Here is an 11,337-nt window from a genome sequence, read left to right on the forward strand (position 1 = left end):
GCCAGGATAGCCGCGAACCGCGGAGCGCGTGCTCAACGCGGACGGGCGGGCACCGTCACCGTGACGACCTCCTGATGGGCGTCCAGTGACACGTCCTGCTGGCGGCCGTCCTGCTGCAATCGGACGGTGAAGAGGCGGGTCGTGAGGGGCAGGCCGTCCAGGTCGATCGCGCCCTCCGCGTCGAGCCTTCCGTGGAAGCGAGGCGGATCGGGGTCCCGGTCCGGTTGGGGGTTGTCCTTGTAACTGGGGACCACGAAGACGGGGACTCCCGCCATGGACCCCGGGTTCGCTTCGTCGCGAACGAACAGGCGTGTCTTGCGGCCCCGGGTCATCACCAGGGTGCCCAGGTCCACGTCCTCACCCGGCTGCCCCTCCACGTCCCGTTCGAGGTCGAAAAAACCCTCCGCGCTGATCCGGACACCGCCGATGGTGTCCCGCCGCACGAGGTCGAAGACGCCGTCCGGCGCCTGGGTGGCCCCCTTGTATTCGTATTTGACCGAGAGCGAAGAGGACAGGGGCTGGCCCTCCGCGTTCACGACGCGCGCTTTCAGGCGGGGGCTTCGCTCCAGGACCAGCCGGAGGTCCTCCGAGCCCGGGGCGACGTGCAACGAGAAGGCGTCGGCCGTTCCACCCCGTGAGCGCGAGGGGGCGAAGCTTCGCCCCTCCTTCCAGGCGACGAGCTGGTAGGTCGGAGCCACCAGGTGCTGGAGGACGAAGCGCCCGTCCGGGCCGGAGCGCACCCCGCCCCGCTCCCGCGGGTCGCACGGTTCAACGAGGAGCTGCCACGCGGGGGCGTCGTCCAACGGGATGCAGGCCCGGACCTGGACGCCCGGGACCGGTTGTCCGAAGGTGTCCACCGTCATTCCTTCGAGCGTGCGACCTTCCTCGAAGCGCAGTGTCACCTCGGCCTGGGTGTGCTCCTCCAGTTCAACGGGCCGCGAAGTGGACTGCTCCATGCCAGGGGTCCTGCGCCAGGCCTCGAGCATGTAGGGCCCGGCCTTCAGCCCTCGCAGCGAGAAGCCGCCCTTTGCGTCCACGGTGTCGGTGTGTGCGTCGCCGCTCCCCGGAGTGGTGTCCCACAGCTTGACGGTCACGTCCGTCATGGGGGCTCCCTTCGCGTCCACGACGGTGCCGGACACGGAGGCGCCCCGGTGAAGCACCACGCGGACCTCCGTCGAGGGCACCTTCACGTCGACCTTCGCGGCGGTGAAGTCCCTGGCCTCGGCGAAGAGCCAGCCCGAGTCTTCCCGGTCGGAATCCAACAGGAAGCGGCCCGCCTCGTCCGACACCGTGTTCGCGTCCCGGTTCGAACTCCTGGCCCGGGTAAAGCCATCGGCGGCGTCGCGCTTGGAGAGGAACCGCAGGGCGACCCCCGCGAGTGGCGCGCCTCCGGTATCGACCACGGTGCCTTCGACCGACACGGCGCGAGCCAGGGTGAAGTCCCACGTCCTCGCGAGGTCATCCCTCCGGGAGAGGTGCTCCACCTTGTTCATGAAGTGGTCGCGGGTGAGGGTGATTTCCAGGTAGGGCCCGATCAGCGGCCCCAGCCGGTAGTGGCCTGCTTCGTCGGTGAGGGCCTCCGGGGGCGGGTCGTCGCCCGGGTCCTGCTTCTTCACGGTCAGCCGCACGCCTTCCAGGGGGCGGCCCTGTTCATCCCGCACGGTGCCCTCCAGGAACGAACAGGGCGTCATCCGCAGGACGAGCTTCTCCGAGGTCTTCTCCGTCGAGGCCTCGCCGTAAGCGGTCCGCTCGGGGTTCCAGACCCAGGCGTGGTTCAGGACCGCCGGGACCTCCTCGAAGGTGAAGCGCCCCTGGGCGTCGGTTCGGGTGGTCTGGAGGTCCGCCCCCTTGAAATCGGGACGCAGGTTCACGGTGAGCCCTTCCGCCGGCAGGCCCTGGGGCGTGAGCACCAGGCCTTCCAGCCAGCGCATCCGATGGAGCTTGAGGTCCACCTCCACGTCGGAGTCGATCCAGGGTTCCTCGCGGAAGACCCCCGTGCGCCATCCCTGCGCGCTCGCGACCTCCAGGTAGCGTCCTGGAGGAAGGGGGCCCACGCGGAAGCGCCCCTGATCATCCGCGATCGCGTCGAAGAAGCGGGTGTGGGCTTCGTGCAGCACCGTCACCCGGGCCCCGGGAATGGGCGTGTGTCCCAGCGCCTCCGTCACGGTGCCGGAGAGCTGGAAGCCTTCCTCCAACTCCAGCTCCACGGCCTCGCTGCCCGCCGGGACTTCCGGGCGCATCACCGCGCCGTGTTCGCCCAGGGCCCAGAGCGCGAACGCTCCAGAGGGCAGTCCCTCGAGGGCGAAGGTGCCATCCTCCGCCGACGTCGTCTGCGCGAACACGGGCGCCTCGCCTTCGCGCGCTTCCACGAGCCGCGCGACCTCTTCCTCCATGTGCACGATGCGGCAGGCGTTCTCCCGCACACTGCTGGGGGCCTGTCTGTCGCGAAGGGGCTCGGGACACGGTCGCTCCGACAGGGTCTCCGCGTCCGCCCGGGAGGCGGTGATGCGAACGCCTGGGACCGACCCTCGCGCATCGCGCACCACGCCGGTGATGCGCAGACTTCCGGTGGGGGTGGGCACGGCGTGCTCCGACGTGTTCCACGTGTTCAGCGAACGCTCCTGGGAGGAGGAGCTTCGCGGTGCCGGATTCCTGGGCGTGTCCTCCGTTCGTGGAAGGAGCGTCAGCAGCAGCAGTCCAAGGACGACGACCACGCCCATCAACCACCGGCTTTGCATCCCCTTGCGCATGCGGCGGCCAGGATAGCCTCCACCCGTGAACTCCGTCAGGTGGGGAGCATGGGAGGGACGCCCACGTCAGGGGGCGAGCGGTCTCCACGCTGGGCGCACTTCGAGGGACACCGTGCCCTCCGCGGGCAGCTCCAGCTCTTCCCGGTGGATCCGTTCCGTCGCGCGGTCGATGGCGAAGAGCGTGTAGTGGCCCGCGGGGACGCGCTCGAAGCGCAGCGTCACGGGCAGCTGCGCCAGCCGCTCCTGGGGATGGCTTCGTGCCGCCAGCCGCCGGGACGCCATGACGTCCTCGGGCCAGGGCTCCGAGCCGGGGATGAGCAGGGCCTTCAAGACGTCCTCCGCCAGCCGCAACGTCACCGTGGCGCCACGCTCCAGCGCTTCGAGCGTGACGACGACCTGCCCGCTGGCGGGGACCCGCAGGGACTTCGGTTGGACGTTGCCCTCGGAGAGTCTCTTGTCGTCCTCATCAAATGGGACGGCGGTGAAGGAATAGAGGCCCGGGGAAAGGCCGCTCATGACCAGGGTGCCCGTGGAGACCACGCGCTGCTGCGTGTCGCCGTCCGGCATCGTCATGAGGAGGATCGCCCGCATGGGGCGCCCCTGGGCATCCCGGATGTTCACCTCCACCCGGGCTCCGCGCTCCAGCAGGGCCGTGAACTCCCGCGCCCCGGCGTCCAGCGTCTGGCGCAGCGGCAGATAGCCGGGGACTTCCAATTCGAGGGTGAGGGGCGTGGAGGGCAGGTGTTCCAGGAGACAGGTGCCGTCTGGCGTCAGCGCGGCCCGGAGCCTGCGGAATGCCAGCACGGGGTCGCCGGGTCCTTCGCTCCGCAGCCGGTAGAAGACGGTGCCCGAGTGTTGGACCCCGCGCCCCGGAGCATCGCGCAACTCGCCGGTGAAGGGGCGGCCCGTCTGGGCCTCGCGCAGGACGCCGCGCACCGTCCGGCCTCCCGACAGCGTGAGCGTGCCCAGGTCCACGTCGGCCCCGCCCTCCACCGTGAACGTCCGCTCCAGCGTCGCCAGGCCCTTGGCGCGGATCACCAGGGTGTGGCGGTCGGTGGCTCCGGACAGGTCCACGTTGAAGTCGCCGCTCGGGGAGCGGTGTTCGTCGAAGTTGACGGTGAACGCCGTCACGGGCGCGCCCCCCGGCCCCACCACCCGGCCCCGGGCGTGGGGTCTGCGGTGGAGCACCAGTCGGACCTCGCGGACGTCGCTTCCCACCCGCAGCGTCTGTTTCTTGCCGGGGATGCCTCCCTGGGACCTGGCGGGCTCGAAGTCGTAGTCCGCGTGGTTCGCGGTCAGCACGTACCGGGAGGCGTCCAGGTGCTTGAGGACGAAGCGGCCCTCGTCGTCCGAGCGCAGGCTCTCCAAGCCCATCCAGGGCATGTCGGGGTTCTCCCGGTAGAGCGGGAGGTCCTCCTCGGGAACCCACATCCGGATGAGCACCCCCGGCAGGGGCCGACCTGCTCCGTCCACGGTGAGGCCCGTCAGCGTCCGGGTCCCCTCCATCCGCAGGGACACCGTCGTGGTCTCCGCGTCCGCGACCTCCACCGGCTGCGAGACGCTGCGCGTGTGGGCCGGGGCCTGGACGGAGGCCTCCACCACGTAGCGGCCGGGACTCACACCCTGGAGGGTGAAGCGTCCCTGCTCGTCCGTGGCTCCCGAGCGCGCGGCGCCATCCTGCACGTCGCGCTTCCAGAGGGTGATACTGATGCCGGGCAGGGGGGCTCCCGCCGCGCTCACGACGGTGCCGCGGACGGTGGAGCCCCGGCGCAACACCCGTCGGATGCCCCGCGAGGGAATCCGCACGGCGAACCGTTCCGGGATGAAGCGGTCCCCATTGAGTTCAATCCACCCGGGCCCCACGGCCTGGGAGTCCAGCACGAAGCGCCCGGTCTCATCCGAAACGGCGATGTCTTCATCCCCGCCCGTCCCGGTGAGCAGCAGCTCGCCGGTGTGCAGCTTCACCTCCAGGCCCGCGAGCGGCTGGCCCGCCTCGTCGACCAGCCGCCCTTCCACCGAACCTGCACGCGACAACGTGAAGTCGCAGGGCTCCGTGTCCTCGGCCACCTCCTGGTCCACGGGCCCTTCATCGAGGTGGTGCTCGGCCTGGACGCGGAGCTCGTAGGTCGCGGGGGCCAGCGGGCCCAGCCGGTAGCGCCCATCCGCGCGGGTCACCGCCTGCCCGCGCTCGCCGAGGGCGACGGGCTGGAAGGGTCGTGCCGTGAGCTTCGCTCCAGCGACTGACTTCCCGGTGTCGTCCCGCACGGTGCCCTGGAGGAAGACGCCGGGTCGCAGTTGGAGCAACAGCCCTTCCCCGGGCGGGGACTCGATGGAGGCGAACGCATCCTGCGCCGTGCTCCGCGTGAAGACCTCCTGCTCGGAGGGCAGCGCCGTGGTGAACGCGAAGCGCCCCTGGGAGTCCGTGGTGGTGGCCTGGATGAGGTCCAGTTCGTCGGAGGTGAGGGGCGACAGCCAGACCTGGACCCCCGCCGCGGGCGCACCCTGTTCGGACACCACCTGCCCCGCGAAGCGCGAGGGACGGCGGAGTGTCAGCGCCTCCAGGTCAGCGGGCTCCACGTCCCGGATGAGGAGCACGCCTTCGCCCGCGAGTGCGAAGAGCGCGGCGTAGCGTGTGCGGGGAAGGGGCCCCAGGCGGAAGTGTCCCCGGGCATCAGCGCGCACGTCGAAGAAGCGCGTGTGGTGATGGGAGAACAGCGTGAGCGTCACCTCCGTGAGGGGCTCCGTCGAACCCTCCACCTTGACGCTGCCCTCGAAAACGAGGCCGTCGTCGAGCGACAACACCACATCCCGGGTCCCGGCCAGGATGTCGTGTTGCTTCACCGCGCCCGAGTCACCGAGCGCCCAGAGCGTGACGGCGCCCTCCGGGAGTCCATCGAGCACGAAGGTGCCATCCTCTGCGGTCGTCGTCTCCGCGAGGACGGGCGCTTCGCCTTCGCGGGCGCTCACCTGCTCCAGCACCCGGGCCTGGGCCTGGGGCCAGCAGTCCCTCAGCCGGGTGGGAGGAGCGAACCCGGCGGCTCCGGCGTCGGCCGTGAGCAGGTCGGGCGCGGGGCAGGGGCGCTCGGAGAGCGTCTCCTCCGGGTCGACGCGCGAGGCGGACACCCGCGCGCCCGCCACGGGACCGTGCTCGTTCCTCACGGTGCCGGTGATGCGCAGGCTTCCCGTGGGGGAGCGCACGGCGTGCTTCGAAGCGGCACCCGGGCCTGACGTCCCCGCGAGGGAGGCGGCGTTTCGCGCTGCGGATGCCGGGGGCGCTTCACCCGTTCGCGGGAAGAACGTCAGCAGCAGCAGTCCGAAGATGACGACCGCGCCCGTCAGCCACCTGAGCCGCATCCCCTTGCGCATGGAGGCCAGGATAGCAGCGCGGTCGGAAGCTGTGATTCAGGGCGTCGCGAAACCCACGGCGCGCGCTTCCAGGTCCGACGGCTCCTGACCGAAGACCACCCAGCCCTCGCGCTGGGACTGGCGGGGCACGTACGTCAGCACGAGCTCGGACTGCTCGGGACGCTCGCCGCGCAGGGACACGCGCACGTGGACCTCCTCGGCCGCCACGTCGCCGTGGTTCTCCACGGTGACGGGCACGCGCCACCCGCTGACGCCTCGCACGGGCGTGCCCACCGTGACGGTCAGGTCCGGGGGCCCGCTCCCCATCGTCCAGGCGTCCACCGCGAGGTAGCCCAGCACCAGCGCCACCAGCACGCAGCTGGACACGAAGACGACGCCTTCCAGCCAGTTCCAGGGGGTCTTCATGATTGGATGAGCAGCCTTCCCGCCGAAGCGCCGAGCGTCGACGCGAGCCCCAGCACCACCACCTGCGCCACGCACACGCCCAGGCCGTTGCCGGCGAACCGGCCGAAGAACCACAGCACCAGCGCGCTGCACAACAGCGCCATCGCGTACGTGATGACCGTCCCCGCCAGCACGTCCCGGCGCAGGCGGCGGCGCGTGAAGCGATGCGCCTTCGTGAAGTCACTCTGGAAGAGGATGAGCCCGCCCAGCAGCATCGACAGCACGGCGAGCCCCAGCAGGTGCCCCGGCGGGGTCTCCACCGCGATCATCACGATCTCCTCCGTGGGTGCCACGTTGGCGGCGAACAGGATGGCCCCGCAGAACGCGATGACGAGCTGCGCGGGAACGTGCTCCGCCGACTCCAGCCTCCGCTGGTCCTCCTCCGGATCCTCTTCCCGGTGCTGACCGCCGAACTGCGCGGAGCCCACCGACACGCCGATGGCCACCGTGCCCGCCTCCACCACCACCATCCCCACCGCTTCCTGCAGCGACGTGCCCCGGGTGATGCGGCCGATGAGCACGAGCACGGCCGTGGACACGATGAGCCCCAGGCCCAGCTCCTCCAGCGAGTCCGTGAAGACGTCGGACCAGTACACGTCCCGGCGGAAGCCCCCGTAGCGGTTGTAGCCGAGCAGCAGCACGTACGTGGCCACCAGGTAGCCCAGCACGCTCGCGGGATGGGAGGTGAAGCCCGCCCACCACACCTCCATCGTGTAGAGCAGCGGAAGGCTGAAGAGCAGCCCGCCCGCGATGCCCCGGCCGTACTCGCGCAGGGACTCCGGCACCGGACGGCGGCGACGGGGCGCGTGGGCGGGGAGGACGTCGGCCATGACTCGCCGGAGTCTAGGGTCGCTTCTCCAGGAGGGAAGTCTCCCGGGGGCGTGAATCGCGCGCGGGATGACGGTCCAGGCCCGCCGGCGGTGCGGGCATCGGGTGTGCCCTCCAGTCAACGGAGTGGAGCGGGGGCGGGGGCCTGGGACCGGGATGGGCCGTGCGCGAGCGTTGGACACGCCACGGTGCACTCGGGGGCAGGGGCGTGGCACCGGACCTGTCTGGAGGCGGTCCGCTATAGTCCGCGCCGCCCATGAACGAGCGTCCCGCCCAGTACATCCTCACGCTGTCGTGCCCGGATCAGCGTGGCATCGTCCACGCCGTCTCCGGATGGCTCGCCGAGCACGGCTGCAACATCCTCGACAGCGCGCAGTACGGAGATCCGCAGACGCGGCTGTTCTTCATGCGGGTGCACTTCGCGGACGAGGGGGCGAAGACCGACCCCGGCGCCCTGCGCGAGGCGTTCGCGCAGCTCGCGCCGCGCTTCTCCATGGACTGGCGTCTGCATGACGCGTCGGTGAAGCCCCGGGTGCTGCTGCTCGTCTCGAAGATTGGCCACTGCCTGAACGACCTGCTGTATCGCTACCGCAGCGGCATCCTGCCGGTGGAGATTCCGGCCATCGTGTCGAACCACCGGGACTTCTACCAACTGGCCGCGTCCCACGACATCCCGTTCCACCACCTGCCGGTGACGCCGGACAACAAGGCGCAGCAGGAGGCGCGGCTCTTGGAGGTGGTGCGCGAGCAGCGCGTGGACCTGGTGGTGCTCGCCCGGTACATGCAGATCCTCTCCGCGGAGACGTGTGATGCGCTGCGCGGGCGGCTCATCAACATCCACCACTCGTTCCTGCCCAGCTTCAAGGGCGCGCGGCCCTACCAGCAGGCGTATGACCGGGGCGTGAAGCTGATTGGCGCGACGGCCCACTTCGTCACGGGCGACCTGGACGAGGGACCCATCATCGAACAGGACGTGGAGCGCGTGGACCACACCCTGTCGCCGGAGGCGCTGACGGCGATGGGCCGGGACGTGGAGAACGTGGTGCTGGGGCGCGCGGTGACGTGGTTCGTGCAGCACCGCATCCTGCTCAACGGCCACAAGACCGTCGTCTTCCGCTGAAGTCCGGGCGCGGCTATCCGGCGGGGCAGGCGGCGCCCGCGTCGAGCACGTCGGCGTCGTGGTGCACCTGCACGGCGCCGGAGGCTTCCAGGTGGCGCACGAACAGGGCGCCGAACACCTCCGCGTTGCCGCTCAGGTTGAGCTGGGCCTGGGGCGCGTAGAGGTTGCCGGCGAGCGTGCTGCCGGCGGAGATGTCCAGGGCCTCCGTGCCGGCCACGTAGACGCGCACGCGCGAGGGCAGGGCGGTGGAGCCCAGCGTGAGCTGCCCGGACACGACGAAGCCTCCGGACACGAACAGGTCCAGCTCTCCCGGGGGCTGCACGTCCACGGTGAGGGCTTCGACCAGGTTCACGCCGCCGGGGATGAACAGCGCGGTGCGGCCCCGGATGCGCAGGGTCGCGTGGCCCGTCCCCGCCACGCGCGTGAGCAGGAAGCGGCCACAGGGCAGCTCCAGCACGGCCTCCCCGGTGACGTCTTCCAGTCGCGCCGGGTCCAGTCCGATGGCCGCGTTGTCGTTGTCCCGCGAGTGGTGGGCGATGAGCGCGGCCGGGTCGAAGCGGGACGCGGCGTCGCACGCGCAGGGGATGACGGGGGCCACGGGTTCACGGCGCAGCTCGGCGGCCTGGGCCGGGCCGGGCGTGAACTCCGAGGGCACGGTGAGCACGCCGCCCACCGTCAGGGAGGCGAGCGCCACGTCGCCGTTCACACGGGCATCGCCCGACACGGTGGCGGAGGCGCCGGGACCGGTGAGGGGACCGTTGCTGTCCAGGCTGCCGCCCACGGAGAGCGGGCTGCTGAGCTGGAGTCCGGACGCGCCGCCCACCTGGAGCGCACCGCCCACCTGGACGCGGTCGTTCGCGGACAGTGCGCCATTGACGCCTACGTCGCCGCCCGTGCCCCCGGGCGCGTATGGGCCCGCGCTGCTCCGGAACGCATCCGCGAGGAAGGGGGCGCTGAGCGACAGGCCCTCGCAAGTACACGCCGCGCGGCGGAACAGGGACTCCGCCAACTGGCCACTGCACAGCAGGGGACCGGCGCCGGGGTCGCCCAAGAGGAGCGGCGGTCCGCTGTTGGCGCAGTGAGTGGTCCAATCCTCCGGGACGGGGCCACCCGCACCCGCGTCAGGCGTGTGAATCGTGGCCACCGGATCATTCACGGTGCACGCGGAGGCAAGGAGCGAGGCTGCCAGCGCGAATGCCGCGACCCGGGGCCTCATGGACAGGTCCTTGGAGTGTTCCGCAGTGCGACGCCGACAGGCCTCATGGCCGCGACAGCTCCCGCAGTCGGTTGCGAGAAGCCGCGCTCAGTGGTGAATCGGGATGCAGTGCGATGAACGCTGTCAGCACCCGGGTCTCCGCCGCCGTGTCGCCCAGCGCGCGGTACGCCTCGGCCTCGCCGTGTCGGGCTTCTGGATCCAGCATGCCGCCGGGCTGGAAGCGCTGGGCATCCTGGAACTGTCGCAGCGCTCCCCGCGCGTCGCCCAGGTGCTCCAACCGGAGCGACCCCGACGCCACGCGCGCCACGTACGCCGCCAGCGAGGAGGGCTGCGCGCGGATGACGCGCAGGTACAGCGCCTCCGCCTCCTTCCACTTGCCTTCCGAGCGCAGCCCATTGGCCTGCCGCAGCAGGTCCTCCGGCCGCGCGGGCTCCCGCGTGCCCACGGCGGCCGGACGGGAGGGGCGCGGATGCTCGATGACGAAGGGCTCGGGCGGAGCGGGCTCGGGCAGCGGCACCGGCTCCAGCGTGGCCAGCCGGGTCGGCTCGGGCACGGCGGGGGTCAGCACTTGCGGCGGCGAGGCCTCCGGGCGCGACAGTTGCCACACGGCGGCGGCCGCGGCCCCGGTGAACACGAGCGCCGCGCCCGCCATCAGCCACACGGGAGGCCGCCTGCGCCGGGAAGGGGGCGGGGGGGCCGTGGGCTGGAGCGCCGCGTCCAACGCCGCCGCCACGAGCGCGCTGGAGCGCTGGCGGGACAGCCGACGCGCCGGCCCTGATTCATCGTCGAGCGGCCGCAGGAGGTCCTTCAGCGGTTCCTCGTCGCCATCCCCTGACGGGAAGGAGGCCATCACGCGCCTCCTTCCGGCGCGTCGCCGTCGGAGGCCAGCGCACGCAGGGCGGTGCGTCCCAGCCGCAGCCGGCTGCGCACGGTCTCGAAGGGGACGCCCAGTTCCGTGGAGATCTCCTGCACGCTCAATTCCAGGACGTGATGCAACACCAACGCATGCCGCTGCTCCGTCGAAAGCCTGTCCAGCAGCGTCACCATGTGACGGCGGTGCACGTATTCATCCGCCAGGGCTTCATCGGACGGCACCGCCAGCAACTCCACCGGATCCCCACTGTAGCGGGCCTCGCGCCCGCGTGAACGCTTGAGCCACGCGAACGTGGTGCGCACCACCACCCGGTCCACCCAGCCGTGGAAACGCCCGTCACCGCGGTAGGTGGGCAGGCCCCGCACGAGCGCGATGAGGGACTCCTGCGCGATGTCCTCCACGTCCGAGTCCCCGCGCACCAGGTAGCGCACCAGGTTGCGCACCCGGGGCAGCAAGTCCAGGAGCAGGGACTCGATGGCGTCGCGCTGGCCCCGCATGGCCGCCGCCAGTCGGGCGTCCTCCGGCGCGCGGGGGGCGACGGTCGCATGTGAGCCCGAACTCCTCATGTCCGACACAGAGGCAGCGCGCGGCGGAATCGGGTCATCGGCGCTCACGGAAAAATCACCATTCCCACTCCCAGTCGGGGTCGCACGGACCAGCCGTCCTCCCGGAACACGAACGCGCCGTCCCGCGCGTAGCCCAGCCGGGGCCGCCCCAGGAGCACCTCCCCGGACAGCGC

The 11,337-nt window shown here is 71.3% G+C and carries 8 protein-coding genes; 1 reads left to right on the forward strand and 7 read right to left on the reverse strand.

The window, feature by feature from the left end; all coding sequences use genetic code 11:
• Positions 1-32 precede the first annotated feature (32 nt).
• The 4 genes from D7Y13_RS11060 to D7Y13_RS11075 all read right to left on the reverse strand — a co-directional run bounded on the left by D7Y13_RS11060 (position 33) and on the right by D7Y13_RS11075 (position 7,390).
• The gene (locus tag D7Y13_RS11060) at positions 33-2,738 is read right to left on the reverse strand and encodes a carboxypeptidase-like regulatory domain-containing protein (RefSeq protein ID WP_158620376.1); all 2,706 of its coding nucleotides are present in this window, start codon (positions 2,736-2,738) and stop codon (positions 33-35) included.
• Between the two features lie 78 nt (positions 2,739-2,816).
• Entirely contained in the window at positions 2,817-6,104 is a 3,288-nt protein-coding gene (locus D7Y13_RS11065) for an MSCRAMM family protein (RefSeq protein ID WP_147444307.1), read from the reverse strand.
• Positions 6,105-6,152: 48 nt separating this feature from the next.
• The gene (locus tag D7Y13_RS11070) at positions 6,153-6,521 is read right to left on the reverse strand and encodes a hypothetical protein (RefSeq protein ID WP_120536482.1); all 369 of its coding nucleotides are present in this window, start codon (positions 6,519-6,521) and stop codon (positions 6,153-6,155) included.
• Entirely contained in the window at positions 6,518-7,390 is an 873-nt protein-coding gene (locus D7Y13_RS11075; protein WP_120536483.1) for a TIGR02587 family membrane protein, read from the reverse strand. The genes D7Y13_RS11070 and D7Y13_RS11075 overlap by 4 nt, the downstream gene beginning before the upstream one ends.
• A 254-nt stretch (positions 7,391-7,644) precedes the next feature.
• On the opposite strand from D7Y13_RS11075, the gene purU reads away from it, so the two are divergent.
• Positions 7,645-8,508: a formyltetrahydrofolate deformylase gene (gene purU, locus D7Y13_RS11080; RefSeq protein ID WP_120538337.1), complete on the forward strand. Its 864-nt coding sequence runs from the start codon at positions 7,645-7,647 to the stop codon at positions 8,506-8,508.
• Positions 8,509-8,521: 13 nt separating this feature from the next.
• Here purU and D7Y13_RS11085 read toward each other — a convergent pair whose 3' ends face one another.
• The 3 genes from D7Y13_RS11085 to D7Y13_RS11095 are packed head-to-tail and all read right to left on the reverse strand — an operon-like array spanning position 8,522 to position 11,095.
• A complete protein-coding gene (locus tag D7Y13_RS11085) occupies positions 8,522-9,724 on the reverse strand; it encodes a DUF7305 domain-containing protein (RefSeq protein ID WP_120583857.1) in 1,203 nt (400 codons plus the stop codon).
• A 43-nt stretch (positions 9,725-9,767) separates the two neighbouring features.
• A complete protein-coding gene (locus tag D7Y13_RS11090; protein WP_120583858.1) occupies positions 9,768-10,574 on the reverse strand; it encodes a tetratricopeptide repeat protein in 807 nt (268 codons plus the stop codon).
• Positions 10,574-11,095, reverse strand: a complete 522-nt coding sequence (locus D7Y13_RS11095; protein ID WP_120538483.1) for an RNA polymerase sigma factor — start codon at positions 11,093-11,095, stop codon at positions 10,574-10,576. Before D7Y13_RS11095 ends, D7Y13_RS11090 begins: the two co-directional genes overlap by 1 nt.
• Positions 11,096-11,337: the final 242 nt, after the last annotated feature.

Origin of the sequence: Corallococcus praedator, assembly GCF_003612125.1 — a bacterium.
Taxonomy (GTDB): domain Bacteria; phylum Myxococcota; class Myxococcia; order Myxococcales; family Myxococcaceae; genus Corallococcus; species Corallococcus praedator.